The 13,668-nt window shown below is 50.8% G+C and carries 10 protein-coding genes; 5 read left to right on the forward strand and 5 right to left on the reverse strand.

What is annotated here, in order from left to right:
* Positions 1-199: 199 nt before the first annotated feature.
* Both rpoN and AAF564_20845 read right to left on the reverse strand, forming a co-directional pair.
* The gene (gene rpoN, locus AAF564_20840; protein ID MEM8488011.1) at positions 200-1,708 is read right to left on the reverse strand and encodes an RNA polymerase factor sigma-54; all 1,509 of its coding nucleotides are present in this window, start codon (positions 1,706-1,708) and stop codon (positions 200-202) included.
* Positions 1,709-1,732: 24 nt separating this feature from the next.
* Positions 1,733-2,320 (reverse strand): DUF3109 family protein, encoded by a 588-nt coding sequence (locus AAF564_20845; GenBank protein MEM8488012.1) that lies wholly within the window; start codon positions 2,318-2,320, stop codon positions 1,733-1,735.
* 539 nt (positions 2,321-2,859) lie between these two features.
* Between AAF564_20845 and ruvB the strand changes: the two genes are divergently transcribed.
* Positions 2,860-3,852, forward strand: coding sequence for a Holliday junction branch migration DNA helicase RuvB (gene ruvB, locus AAF564_20850; protein MEM8488013.1), 993 nt, complete (start codon positions 2,860-2,862; stop codon positions 3,850-3,852).
* Positions 3,853-4,052: 200 nt separating this feature from the next.
* Positions 4,053-4,400 (forward strand): ferredoxin FdxA, encoded by a 348-nt coding sequence (gene fdxA, locus AAF564_20855; GenBank protein MEM8488014.1) that lies wholly within the window; start codon positions 4,053-4,055, stop codon positions 4,398-4,400.
* A 76-nt stretch (positions 4,401-4,476) separates the two neighbouring features.
* Here fdxA and AAF564_20860 read toward each other — a convergent pair whose 3' ends face one another.
* The gene (locus AAF564_20860) at positions 4,477-8,640 is read right to left on the reverse strand and encodes a T9SS type A sorting domain-containing protein (protein MEM8488015.1); all 4,164 of its coding nucleotides are present in this window, start codon (positions 8,638-8,640) and stop codon (positions 4,477-4,479) included.
* Positions 8,641-8,724: 84 nt separating this feature from the next.
* Positions 8,725-9,894 carry a methionine adenosyltransferase gene (gene metK / locus AAF564_20865; GenBank protein ID MEM8488016.1) on the reverse strand — a complete coding sequence of 390 codons (1,170 nt, stop codon included), beginning with the start codon at positions 9,892-9,894 and terminating at the stop codon, positions 8,725-8,727.
* Between the two features lie 467 nt (positions 9,895-10,361).
* Here metK and AAF564_20870 point away from each other — a divergent pair, with 467 nt between their 5' ends.
* Both AAF564_20870 and fabF read left to right on the forward strand, forming a co-directional pair.
* Entirely contained in the window at positions 10,362-10,598 is a 237-nt protein-coding gene (locus tag AAF564_20870; GenBank protein ID MEM8488017.1) for an acyl carrier protein, read from the forward strand.
* Positions 10,599-10,701: 103 nt separating this feature from the next.
* Entirely contained in the window at positions 10,702-11,961 is a 1,260-nt protein-coding gene (gene fabF / locus AAF564_20875; GenBank protein ID MEM8488018.1) for a beta-ketoacyl-ACP synthase II, read from the forward strand.
* Between the two features lie 31 nt (positions 11,962-11,992).
* On the opposite strand, the gene AAF564_20880 is transcribed toward fabF, so the two are convergent.
* Complete coding sequence (locus tag AAF564_20880) at positions 11,993-12,283, reverse strand: DUF721 domain-containing protein (GenBank protein ID MEM8488019.1); 291 nt, start codon at positions 12,281-12,283, stop codon at positions 11,993-11,995.
* 97 nt (positions 12,284-12,380) lie between these two features.
* On the opposite strand from AAF564_20880, the gene AAF564_20885 reads away from it, so the two are divergent.
* The coding region (locus AAF564_20885; protein MEM8488020.1) for a TolC family protein at positions 12,381-13,668 on the forward strand (1,288 nt) is incomplete at its 3' end.

Below are 13,668 nucleotides of genomic sequence, written 5' to 3' on the forward strand. Positions count from 1 at the left end.
CATTTATAGAGAAGTTGTAGCAAGTATCGGGCCAATTGTGTCTTTTCTTAACACATTTGCGTAAAAAGTGTGGAAAGCGTCACTTGCGCGCTGTTTTAAGCGCCCGAATTGTCACAGAGAAAGCTGTGCCACTTTGGGTAATTGAGGTAAACAGTACACATCGTGTACCCGCGCACTACATTGCCGGTAAGCAACAGGTTTAGGAGAGTACGATCTCTTTGCGCAAGCGCGCTACAGGAATGCCAAGCTGCTCGCGGTATTTCGTTACCGTTCGGCGTGCAATTTTGAAGCCTTTGCCTTCCAGCATCTGCGCAATTTTCTGATCGGACAGCGGTTTATGTTTCTCTTCCTGTCCGATGATGCTTTCTATGATGGCTTTAACTTCTTTGTTTGAGATCTCTTCGCCGCTATCTGTTGTGAGGCCTTCTGAGAAGTAGTATTTGAGTTCGTAGACGCCAAACTCAGTCTGTACATACTTGCCGTTGACAACGCGGCTGACGGTAGAGATGTCCATCAGGATTTTTTCAGCGACATCCTTGAGGATCATCGGCTTCAGGTAGCCTTCGCCAAATTTGAAGAACTCTTCCTGGATCTCTACGATGGCGCGCATGACTTTCATCATGGTTTGCCGGCGCTGATTGATGGAATTGATAAACCAGCGGGCCGACTCCAGTTTGCCGCGCAAAAACTGGCGCGTTTCTGTGTCGATGTCGCTTTTGTTGGTTTCTTTGCTCCGCTTTTTATCAGCAGAAATTTTGTGCAGCATCTGCCGGTATTGCCGGGAAATGCGAAGCTGAGGAGTGTTACCGTTGTTGAGGGAGATGTAGAAGTCGCCATCGTCAAAGACAACCGTAAAATCTGGGGTGATGTAATTCTGTGCTGCCGTGAACTCGCCTTCACCTGGTTTTGGATTCAGGCGCTGAATAAGTTCAAAGGCTTCTTTTAACTCGCTGCCAGAGATGTCCAACTTTTTCATGATGGCATCAAAGTGCTTCATGGTAAAAGCTTTGTAGGCTTTTTCGAGCATACGAATGGCTGGGGTGTACCCCGGCGTATCTTCAGGCAGGCTGTAAAGCTGTACAAGCAGGCATTCTTTGAGGTCGCGTGAAGCGATACCCACGGGGTCGAGCTGCTGAATGCGCAGCAGGATACGTTCAACATCCTCATCAGTAAGCATGAGGCCGTGGTTGAACATAATGTCATCGATGATGGACTCCAGAGGCCTGCGTAAATATCCGTCTTCATCAACGGAGCCAATGATTTGCTCGGCAACAAGCATCTCGGTTTCATCGAGGTCGAGAAAAGAAAGCTGGTCTGTCAGGTGCTCGGTCATCGACTGCCGCGCCGGCATAGGCATCTCGCGGTCGTCTTCCTCATCACTGTGATCAACCTGTGCTTTATACCCATAAAGGTCATCGGATGAGTTTATAAACTCTTCCCAGTCATAATCGTCATCTTTGCTGGGCTCTTCGACAGTTTCGGCTGCTTCCGCGTTTTCAGTATCGGTCTCTTTGGCGTCCGTTTCCTCGTTCTCTTCATTTTTGAGTTCTTCTTCTTCCATGCCTTCCTCGAGCAGGGGATTGGATTCAAGCTCTGCCTTGATACGCTGTTCTAGCGCAAGGGTAGGAAGTTGCAACAGTTTGATATACTGTATCTGTTGCGGTGATAATTTTTGTTGTAGCGATTGCTTCTGGTGAAGATTTAGCATCGATATCTCTCTTATTCTTCGCAGCTATTTTTGCTGCATTCCTAGCGCCTCCCGGCGCTCTTCGCAAGCTAAACGAAATTGTTCATACCATGCTTCGCCATACTTTCGCACAAGCGGTTCGCGAAGAAAATCTAGCAATTGAATGTTATTTTCAGCCCCGTTTTTGATGGCCGGTTTGCAAAGGGGGATTTGTTCATAATTCAGTGCGTCCACATCACCATACCGCTCAGCGCGGAGGGGGTACAGATGACACGAAACTGGTTTCCTGAACGAAATCCTGCCTTCGAAATACGCTTTTTCAATTGCACACTTGGCAACTGGTCCGTCGTAAGTCACAAAAACGCATTCTGCGTCATTTACACAGGTTGTTGCGTATCGCTGGGGTTCTATCTCTTCCCAAACGCCATCTTTTTCAATAACCTCAATGGCTTCAGCACGAAGGTCATTTCGTACCTGGGGGAATATTTTCTCGAGTTCTTGGCGCTCTTCAGGGGCCAGCGGTGCACCGGAATCTCCCTGAACACAACAGCCCCCATGACACGCACCGAGGTGGCATGCGAAGGGAGCATCGAGCAACTCATCTGTGACCAGTACATTACCCACAGCAAACATGATGCCTTAAACGTATAACTATTGATAGTATTTGTCAATTAACTCTGGCAACAATCTATCATTCAATCGGATTGGGGTTCCCGATTTTTGTAAACATACGGCCGGATTGGCTGGGGATACGCAACCAAGAAAGGCATTGAAAACAGGCGTTGTTACACAGGATTGTGGCAATAATGTGTCAAACCGTGCTTGTCTCGGGTGTGTCGTAACAGAACCTGCGGGTGCAGAAATACCGCTAAAAATTTTTCAAAGATTATGCATTACACACCTTTCGTAAAAAAGCTGTTAAGGAACATGTGGGGTATGTGTAAAATATGATAGGTGACCGTTATAGTGGATGTAGGTAAGTAGTTTCTTATGTACACCCCTGGCGTTTTTGTAATGTGTTTTTTTGAATTCCTGAAATGGATATCATTACATTCTCAAGCCGGCCTTTCGGTAACGTAACCCAGAACGAAGCGTTAGTCTATCAGCGTAGGCAGCTAGCAAGCAGTACAACCAACAGGTACCGTCAAATCATGCAATCCCATCAAAGGCCCATGGCGTCTAAAGACGAAGACCTGGAGAAAATGCTGCGGCCCTCCCGACTTGACGATTTTGTCGGACAAGAGAAGATCAAGGAGAACCTGCATGTGTTCATGACTGCTGCCTTACAACGGGGGGAAGCGCTTGACCATGTCCTGTTATCCGGGCCACCCGGGTTGGGAAAGACTACCCTGGCCTATATCATCGCTGAAGAGATGGGCGCCGGTATCAAGAGTACCAGTGGTCCGGTGATTGATAAACCGGCAAGCATCGCCGGCATCCTTACGAACCTCAATGAAGGCGACGTTCTTTTTATAGACGAAATCCACCGCCTAAGCCCCATTGTTGAAGAGTATCTCTATTCTGCAATGGAGGACTACAAAATTGACATTATCATTGATTCTGGCCCCAATGCGCGCAGTGTACAAATTACCCTACCGCCATTTACCCTGATTGGAGCTACAACCCGAAAAGGGTTGCTCACCGCACCCATGCGTGCGCGATTTGGCATCGATTTTCGATACGACTATTACACGGCTGAACTGCTTAAAAAAATTGTCACCCGCTCAGCCGGAATTCTTAATGTGGAAATCGATGAAGACGGTGCCTTTGAAATAGCCCGACGAAGCCGGGGGACACCACGTATTGCAAACCGGCTCCTACGACGAACCCGCGACTTTGCCGAGGTGAAAGGGGATGGCCGCATTACGCTTGAAATTGCAGATTTCTCTCTTAATGCACAGGATGTGGATGAGGAAGGGCTGGACGAAATGGACAAGCGCATCCTGCTTACTATTATCGAAAAATTTGGCGGTGGCCCCACGGGCCTGTCGAACTTGTCAGTATCCGTCGGAGAAGATGCGGGTACGATAGAAGAAGTGTATGAGCCCTATTTGATTCAGGAAGGATTTTTAGAGCGCACGCCGCGAGGTAGGTTGGCAACACCGCGAGCGTATGCCCATTTTGACAGGATGCATCCCGGTGAAATTGGTGACTTGTTTGATTAGGCGTCACAATTTGTCTTTATACGGCAAATGTGCAGGAATGAGCGGTAATTTTTTCGGGAAGTGGAAATAAATGCCGGTAGTCCCGGCTTTGGGTTCAGAAGCTGTAAAAAAGTTTGGATTCGCATGCTTCCATGCATTATTTTCCGGCAGTTCACCTTTGTGCACCCTAATCGCATTTACAGATAGAGGAGGTAGCTCCTATGCCATATGTAGTAACTGAGGCTTGCATCAACTGCAAACACACCGATTGTGTTGAAGTCTGCCCCGTTGATTGTTTTTATGAAGGCCCCAATTTTCTGGTTATCCATCCTGAGGAGTGCATCGACTGTAATGCATGCGTCCCGGTGTGCCCGGTAGAGGCCATTTACGCAGAAGACGAACTGCCCGAGAATCTGGCGCACTATGAGCAATGGAATGCTTATCTGTCTGACAAGTGGCAGAAGCTGGACAAGAACATGGTTGAGAAGAGCGATGCGTTACCTGACGCTGAAGAATGGGCGACCAAAGAAAAGTCCGAGCAGGATATTCTTGATTGGCAGACGGATTAATACCCGTAGGAAAATCGAAACTGAAAAATACGACCTATTTGCAGACCGCAAGATGCTTCGGCGTCTTGCGGTTTTTTTATCTTGAGATAATCATGCGTTCGGTGCGCGTGCCCTGGGTGGTTTCCAGTCGGAGTAGATACAACCCGTTAGGCAAGGCTGAGCCATCCAGTTCCAGGGTGTAGGTGCCGGCGGGTTGCTGGGCGTCAACAAGGGTGCGTACTTCCCGGCCAAGAATGTCGTATACCGACAGCTTGACCTGGTCGCTGGTTGCAAGTGTATAGCCCAGCGTGGTTTGAGAAACAAAGGGGTCGGGATAGTTGGCGTGAAGTGTCAGGTTGCGGGGGACGTCGAAGCCACCATTTACTGTCTCGAGTGTCGAGTAGGACAGCGTTGCGTCGCGTAGTCTCCAGAATTCGCTCCCGGCCAGTTTGCTTTGTGCGCCAAAATCAACACGGAGCCATACTTGTTGCCCTTTGTGGTCGAGCAAGTCGAAAGTGAGCAACTGGGTACCTGCTTGTTGTCCGGTGATCGCCTCCTGGCCCCGCATACTGGCCGGCACGGTGTCTGCATCAGACAGGTTGCCTCTATAGCCCTGAACCGGTGTTAGTACGGCCCATGAATCTGCAAAGTCAGTTGACAGCTTAAGGTTGCCGCCGTGGTTTGCAAGGAAGCTGTGTTCGTGCTCAAAGACTACCTGCAGATTATCCACGTTGGCTGGCAGGTCAAGTGGCCCCCATACCAGGCTCGAGACTTCGTTGTGTGGTTCTTGTCCAACGAGTACCCATGCGGCCTCATCAAGGGACCACATGCCTGTTGGTTTGGCGTCGCCCAGCAGGTCAATGCTATCCATCAACCGGTATTCGATTTTGAACGGCGGGTCATCCTGTGCGGGGAAGGTGTTGGTGTTACCCGCAAAGTCAGAGACCCGCAGCCGGTAGGTTAGGACGTCACCTACGTTGAAAGAAGTTGTCGCGGCAAAAGGAAAGGCCCCGGAGAAACCAAGACTACGGGAGGTGCTCATGGCCAGTCGGTAGCTACCATCTGGCACGCCTGCGTCATTGAGGAAGGCATAATCGATAAATACATCTGCGACGCCGGTGCTGTCGAACAATTCAACGTAAGGTTCGGGGGGGAGTTGGCCGGCTTCACGTACGGCATTGGCCTGCGGCAACAGGGTAGCTTGCGGCGCGTTGGTGTCTGTCCGGCGCTCAATCAAGACTGTGATGTCATCGAGTAACCAGCCGGCATAGTCAATTGCTGTCTCTGTGTTGCCGGCATCTGATCCAAAATCAAATCTGAGACGCACTTCTGTACCAACAGGTAGTGGGACAATTTCTTGCCGCCATCCGAAGCTGTAGCCTCCAAATGCGGGCTCGCCGTCTAGTGGATTCTGTCGGCCTGAGGCGATGGTGCCATTGTAACCATTATCTGGTGTCAGGAGGGTCCAGGTTGTGCCATCATCCACAGATACCTTAACATTTCCACCATCCCAGAGGGTTGTGTTTGCCGGCGAGTCTGGTGATGCGCTGCCGTTGTGTTCTGCGTCATACCAGTGCCAGAATACAAGGTAGGCTTCTGGAATGCCGATCAGGTTCATTGCTGGCAGTTCAAGGGTAGCCAGTTCCGGGCTTGCTGGGTAGGCACCTGCAGGTGAGGTTGCCCAGGCAAATTCTCCGGAATGCGCGAAGTTGACGCCATAAGCCGGCGTGGTGCGCCCCCATGCATTTGTGCCGGTGATGCCTTGTACTTCGTTTTCGAAATCGTACTGCCTGAAAATACCGCCTTCTATTATGATGTTGAAGACGTAATAGTCGGTCTCTGGCAATACCGTCTCGTTGCCGGCAACGGATATGTCGCGGGCGATGAGTCTGTAGGATACGGTGCTGCCTGGTTCGAGCGATTCTATGGCAACCGGGAAGGTGCCGCTGTATGTGTCTTCATTGGCTGTGAGTTCAAATGCATCTTCTATGACTACGTTGCCTTGCGTATCCTGGATGCGGTATACTGCCTGCACCGCATCGATGCCGAGGTTGTCATCAACAGTAGCAACCAGCGTTGCCGGCCAATCTATCAGGGTGACGGAAGGCTGTTGTACGTGTTGGATGGTGGGTGCCTGGTTGTCAGGACCTACGGAGAACGTGAAGTTGATGAAGTCTGAAGCCGGCAACCGCGATACAAGTCCAAGCTCATCTTCAACTTCGATATAGTAGGAAACGCTGCTGATCGAAGCAGGGAGCGGCAATTGCGCCGTATATTCTTCGTTCGTCGTACTGGTAAGGCTCAGGGTTTCTGGCGCGCCATCATCTACCGTATAAATCATAGATACCCTGCTGATTGGGGCAGAAATAGCGGTTGCTGAGACGCTAACTGGAATAGTGCCGCCCAGTTGCTCCACGGCTGGCAGTGCTTCGTGTTGTACAAATGGCCCGAAGGTCGAAATGTCGAGCAGCCCTTTTTCGCTAAATACATCAAGCAAGGCGCTTACGTTGGCGCCGGCATGCAGGTCTGCATCTGATTGGATCATGGCTTCTGCTGCATCACGAAAAGAAACGGGATGCATAAGGTAGCCGTGAGACGCAAGCGCCAGGCGGTCTGTGGTTTCCCTGCCCAGATTGTCGTAGACCTCCATAAGCGTGGTTGCCCACATTATGCCATCTGCATAAATGTTGCATTGGAAGCCACCGCCATCGCAGAAGGTGTCGTCAGGGTATTTGCCAGTAAAGTTCAATTCCCTGCCCTGCCAGATGGAGCCGTCGCCGCTGTCCCATTTAAAGAGGGATCGCCAGTCGTCACGTGGGACGGTGCTATTTTCTGCGAGGCTACGGGCGTATGAGGCTGCCCAGTAGTCGGCCCAGCCTTCATGCAAGGCTTGTCCTTCGCTGCTGTTAAGGAGACCTGGTGCGCTGCCCTGAAGCAAAGCATGGCCGTATTCATGCCAGATCACGTGGGCGTCTTCTGCGTCATCAACGCCACCTTGTCCGAAGGCAATGTAGTTTTGCGATGTAAAGTATCGGGAATTGTCTTCCAGGCCGAGGCCGTGCGGGTTGGTTCTTATCGATACATTCTGGATATCTCGTCCAATGTTCAGACCCTGCAGGTAGCGTTGGCTTTTATCAATGTGGAAATAGACATTGACTGCTTCGAAGAAGTCGTTGGCACGGGTGTACTGGAAGCCATTTGGCGAAGCCTCAGCCGGAGGAGTATAGATGCTGGTGCCTCCAGAACTTTCGCCTACAATTTGAACGTGGGGTCCGATGAGGTGGTACATGCCATCGGTATCCTGTGAAATGTCAAACAGGTCAACAAGGACGCGTTGCGCATTCACCTCGTCGATGTCAATGTCGTTATTGTCGAGGTAGGGCGCACCGTAAAACTGGCCGGCAGTTGTGAGGGGATCTGGGTCAAAAACGAGGCCTGTACCGTCCACACGCTGCGTGGATGTTGAAGGTGTCCGGTTTCCCGTGGACGCGCTTGCGGTATGCGCTGCTACGTTGCCTTTTGCAGGGGTGACGTGGGTACTCGTGTTTTGGATCTGTATAACAGATCCGTCAATTGCGCTGACGAGTATTTCGAGTTCAACAGCAGGGTGTTCTGGCCAGGCCACAAGCTGCCATGCGAGGGTTGGGGCGGCATCCGGCGAAGTAGTGCCAGGAAATACAACCAGCGCTGGCTCAGTTGTGCGTAGGAGGTCTGCTTGAAGCAGGGTGCGCGCTGTGTTTTTAGCAGCACTTGCTGTTGTTTCGGGTGCTGATTGTAGTACGGGCAGTTTCGGCGCAAACCCGCTAAGCACCATGGTTGGCCGGTTGGCTGCATCCAGGTTCACTTTTACATAGCGACCATAAACTGGCAGGCCGGCGTGGTATTGCTGTAGGGTGACATGGGTGCCATATGCCCCGCTGACAACCCGTAGTACCCGCAAATCATCGGGGTTGTCAGAGACGCCAAACGCGGCACGTTCTGCCTCCAGGTAGCTGCGCGCAGCCAATTCAGGCGTTGTCCCTCGCTGCTGCGCGTCAGTAATGCGATAGCGGCTGCGGACAACACGGGCATCCAGATCCAGCACGTCATTGCCACTCCGGATTGTATTGAATTGGCTAGAGCGGTCGGAATCAACGAAGTAGGCTGATGCATTGGGTAACAAGACATCTACAGCCAAGCGCGCAGCCGATTTTACCTGGGCATGGGCAATCGAGCTAAACGACAGCAGAAAAGCTGCTAATAATAGGGCTTTAAACTTCATGGGAAAGTTTTTGTCAGCCCAACAGGTATGCTTGAACCAGCGCGTTACACCAGGTGTGGCCAGGGACTGTTGGCGTAAAAGGCGTTAAGCGAGTTGGGCTGCAGCTTGCTTGAGTTCATCCACGTGGTCGAGCGCTTCCCAGGTGAATTCGGGACGTCCAAAATGACCGTACGCGGCAGTGGCCTTGAAGTTTGGTTTCAGCAGTTCGAGGCGTTTGATAATAGCCGCCGGTCTCAAATCGAAAATTTCTCGGACAATTTGTACCAGGCGTTTATCATCTACAACTCCTGTACCATAAGTATTGACGTCGATTGATACTGGCTCCGCAACCCCGATGGCATACGCAACCTGTACCAGTACTTCATCAGCCAGGTCAGCGCCAACGATGTTTTTAGCGACATGACGTGCAGCATAAGCTGCAGACCTGTCCACCTTGGAGGCGTCTTTGCCGCTGAATGCGCCGCCGCCATGGGCGCCGCGTCCACCATAGGTATCGACAATAATTTTGCGGCCTGTAAGACCTGTGTCTCCGTGTGGACCACCGATGACAAAGCGACCGGTTGGGTTTACATGTAAGATAAGGTTGTCATCAATCAAGTGTTGCGGTGCAACACGCGGCAGGAGGATGTTGCGGACGTCGTCGTTGATTTTCTGAAGGCTTACTTCTTCGTCGTGCTGTGTAGAAACCACAACGGTATGAATACGCTTTGGCGTCCGCCGGTCGTCTTCGTATTCAATGGTTACCTGGCTTTTGGCGTCAGGGCGCAAGTACGGCATTTCGTCCGTTTGTTTGCGAATACGGGCCAATTCCTGCAGCAACTGATGCGACAGCATCAGGGTCATTGGCATCAACTCAGGTGTTTCCTTGCTGGCGTAGCCAAACATCATACCCTGGTCGCCGGCGCCTTGCTCAGCATGCAGGCCTTCTCCGGCGCTTACTCCCTGGCTGATGTCTGCACTCTGCTCGTGAATACTGTTGAGCACGCCGCAAGAGTCTGCATCAAAGCTAAGGCGCGGATCTGTATATCCAATGTCGCGGATAACCTGCCGGGCTACTTGCTGCAGGTCGGCAAAGGTTTTGGTTGTTACTTCTCCAGATAGAATTACCAGGCCAGTAGTTACGAGCGTTTCAACGGCCACGCGACTGTGAGGATCATCCTTCAGCAACGTATCAAGAATGGCATCTGAAATTTGATCTGAAACCTTGTCGGGGTGCCCTTCGGATACAGACTCTGACGTAAATAGGAAAGCCATAGGGTAATTTTAAATGAGATTAGTAAGATTGTTGATGCAGGAGGGGTACAACGCCAGAACTGCCAGATAGGTTTGTTCTGTTGTTGTTTCTTAGAAGTTCTCGTTACACAGGAAGATCAATTGCGGGTATGATATTAAAATTGACACCCGGTTTCTAGCAAATCAGACAGATTACGATGAAATTCTATTTAGATGATCCCGATGCCCGGTTAAACCAGAGTAACTAAGTTGGAGTCATTTGTCAGGTCTTGATCCGTTTTGTAAAGAAACTTATGGCGTTTAACGCTATAAAACCCGCCTGTTTTTCGCTCTTGAAAGGTTTGTATTGCTTCTGCCAGATGCCTGCTTTAATTTAGGCGTGCCCTTGGGAACCCGGTTGCGTATAACAACTAGCTATTTCAGGAGCTGACCTGGAGATGATTCATCTCGGGTCTATTGTTTTTTTAACCACAAGCGAACTTGTTATTATGGCAGATATCCAAGCCAAAGTCACAGAAATTATTGTTGATAAACTTGGTGTAGAAGAAGAAGATGTAAAAATCGAAGCATCATTTACCAACGATCTGGGCGCAGACTCACTTGATACGGTTGAGATGATCATGGAATTCGAAAAAGAATTCGATGTGACCATCCCCGATGAGGATGCCGAGAAAATTTCTACCGTGGGTGATGCAATCAGCTACCTCAAAGAAAACGTCAGCTAGGTACGCCCTGCAACGTTCTTTTTGATTGAAACTGTGGTTCACCACCCACTAAAAAACCACAGTTTACACCACCGGTTTAGATTGTAATTCACTCAGCAGGAATATGCAAAACGGCTTGCGAAGGGTAGTTGTAACAGGTATGGGGGCATTGACCCCAATTGGTAACACAATTGATGATTTCTGGGACGGCTTGATGAATGGGGTGAGTGGTTGCGATACCATCACGCTGTTTGATAATGAGGCCTACAGAACCAAATTTGCCTGTGAAGTGAAGGGGTTTGATCCCCTTGATTACCTGGACAGAAAAGCAGCCCGCCGGCAGGACCGATTTACGCAGTTTGCCGTTGTGGCCTGCGATTTGGCGGTCCAAGATGCTGGCATTGATCCGGAAAAGCTAACTGCCGAAGAAAAAGACCGCACCGCGGTAATCTTTGGTAGCGGCATTGGCGGTATCCAGACGTTCCAGGAACAGTCTGATATCCACAAGGACAATGGTCCGCGCCGGCTGTCTCCGTTTTTTATTCCTATGCTGATTCCGGATATCGCAACCGGACACATTTCTATCCGCTACGGCTTTAGAGGCCCCAACTACTGCATTGTGTCCGCCTGTGCAACAGGTAATCACAACATTGGGGATGCCTGTATGCTGATTCAGCGTGGTATGATCGATGCTGCACTCTGTGGTGGCGCAGAAGCTCCGATTACACAGCTGGGTGTGGGTGGATTTTCTGCCATGAAGGCGCTTTCCACGCGGAACGATAGCCCCCAAACCGCCAGCCGGCCTTTCGACGCAACCCGTGATGGGTTTGTGATGGGTGAAGGCGCGGGTGCCCTCTACATTGAGGAGTTGGAGCACGCCAAAAAACGTGGCGCGACGATCTACGCAGAAATACTGGGAATCGGTATGTCAGGTGATGCCTATCACCTGACTGCCCCCGATCCCAATGGAAACGGGGCCCGTATGGCCATGCAGTCTGTGTTGCGTGATGCCGGCATCAAACTTGAAGACGTTGACTACCTCAACATGCACGGTACATCAACGCCATTGGGTGATATAGCGGAAACGCAAGCCATCAAAGAAGTGTTTGGCGAGCATGCCTACAATCTCAATGTATCTTCTACGAAGAGCATGACGGGGCATTTGCTTGGTGCAGCAGGCGCTGTTGAAGCTATCGCTGTAATCAAGTCCACAATGCACGACATGGTGCCACCAACGATCAACTTTGTCAACCCCGACGAAAAGTGTGATCTGAATTACACGTTCAACAAACCCCAGAAAAGAGAAGTTAACATTGCGATCAGCAATGCTTTTGGATTTGGCGGACACAATACTTCGGTGGCATTCAAGAAATACGTGGACTGACGCCCTGCATCAGACGCGGCCCTGCGACCCACTATCTGAAGATTATTTCCTGTACAACATTAGCCCCGGCTTTTTCGTTTAACCGTTGAAGCCACGCCCGGCGTTGGAGGTGTAGTTCCTGTCGCCATACGGATGAGGAGACTTTGACAAGAAGCTTTTTTCGTTCGACCCAGACAGACTCCGTTACCTCATTGATTGTCGGGCCGGCTATCTGGTACCAGGTCTCGATGGCTGTAGCCTCATCCAGTTTTCGCTTGATACCCAACTGGTCTATCAGGCCACCCATCGCTTCGCCCAGAGACTTGAATCCGCTATCAGACATGATTCTCTTGCACCAATAATTTTGTTTTAGAGCGCGCGGGATAGTCTCCCAATGCGGCAGTGCGCTATTCAGACAGGTTATAAATCCTTTCGTTTCAATGTACAAAAATAGTTTTTTCCGTCGCGCACTGTTTTTTTCTTTTTTACTGGCTGGCACTGGCTTCTTCCTTCAAAGTGCCGCCGCGCAAGATACCGTGCAGGTTGATATTGCCGGTGCTATCGAGCGGGCCGTATCTGTTAGCCCTGAAGTGGGCGATGTGGCAGCCGGCCGCGATTTTGCAGAAGCAAGGTGGCAGTTTGCACGCGCCAACCAATTTTTGCCGGAATTGTCCCTGAACACCGCACACTCCCTCTCCCCCGGACTCAAAGGCATCGGTGATACGCCTACGGATGCATTGTACCTGAACCCGGACGTTCGTAACGATTGGGACAACCTCAGTCCCTTTACCAGTATTGAAGGGGAGGCAATCCAGCCTATTTATACCTGGGGTGAAATATCCCAAAGCATTCGTGCCGCCCAATATGGCGTTGATATTGAAGTTGGCGCCGTGAACACCAAGGAGGCTGAAATTGCACTGCGCACCGGTGAGTTGTATACAAATTTGTTGCTGTCGGAAGAACTTTACCGCCTGACCGACCGGATTGGTGATGTGCTCAATCAAGCAAAACGTGAAATCCAGCGTTTGCTTGATGATGGAGATGAAGGGGTTGATGATGCGGATCTGTTTCAGGTGAAAATTTCGGAACAGGAGTTTTTTCGGCGTGTGGTGGAAGTCCGGCAACTCCGTGAAACAGCCCATATGGCTATGCGCCGGCAGCTCGTTTTGCCCGACGATGTGGTGCTTGTGCCTGAGCAGGTTGTGCTTGAACCCATTGCATTTACGCTCGATTCGCTAGATACGTACTTCCAGATGGCGATGGAGCACCGCCCTGAATTGCAGCAGGCCCGTGCCGGCATGCATGCCCGTGCTTCTCTGGTTGATGTGGCCAAGTCAGATTATTTCCCGAAACTCTTTTTTGGACTCAACGGCGGCGTTCGATTGTCCGATGGCCGGTTCCGCCAGCCGAGTCCGTATGTTGGGGATGCATTTCGGGGCCGTACCTTTCAAGCCGGATTTGGTATCCGGCAAAGCCTCAATTTCTCGCAAACGCGCGCGAAGGTGGAACAGGCTGAGGCAGAGCTCAACCAGGTAAAGTACCAGGGAGAAGCTGCTGAATTGCTGGTTTTATTCGAGGTTGAAGAATCCTACAGAAATTTCATAGTAGCTAAAGCTGCACTGGAGGCGCAGGACGAATCTTTGCGTTTGAGCAGGGAGTGGTTGCTTACCGAATCCAATAATTTTGAGTTTGATCTGGGGGACACTGAAAACCTGGTTCGCGCTGTGC

It is taken from the genome of Bacteroidota bacterium (assembly GCA_039111535.1).
Classification (GTDB): Bacteria; Bacteroidota; Rhodothermia; order Rhodothermales; family JAHQVL01; genus JBCCIM01.